Raw genomic sequence first — 353 nt, 5'->3', positions numbered from 1 at the left:
GTGAGCGCGCCGTCTGGCGAGTTCACGCTGACAGTTGATACTTCAGCACCGGATGCGCCGGTTCTGTCCGAGACCGATGGCACTACCGTCGCCGGAACCGGTGAAGCGGGCACCACGATCGAGATCACCGACACTGCTGGCGACATCCTGGGCTCTGCGGTCGTCGATGGAGATGGCAACTTCTCGGTTGAGCTCTCACCGGAGCAGGAAGCTGGCAGCACTCTGACAGCCACAGCAACCGATACGGCCGGCAACGAAAGCCCGGTCTCCGACACCCTGGTGGTGCCGGAAGACGCTGACGTTACCGCGCCGAACACCCCGGCCATCGCCTCCGCCACGGACGATGTGGAAGC

1 protein-coding gene is annotated in these 353 nt (G+C 64.3%); it reads left to right on the top strand.

Features of this window, described 5'->3' with window-relative positions; translation table 11 throughout:
• The coding region (locus QQF40_RS17060) for an Ig-like domain-containing protein (protein WP_285462039.1) at positions 1-353 on the top strand (353 nt) is incomplete at both ends.

It is taken from the genome of Cobetia sp. LC6 (genome assembly GCF_030264805.1).
In the GTDB taxonomy this organism is placed as follows: Bacteria; Pseudomonadota; Gammaproteobacteria; order Pseudomonadales; family Halomonadaceae; genus Cobetia.
This window is presented reverse-complemented; position numbering and strand designations above follow the sequence as displayed.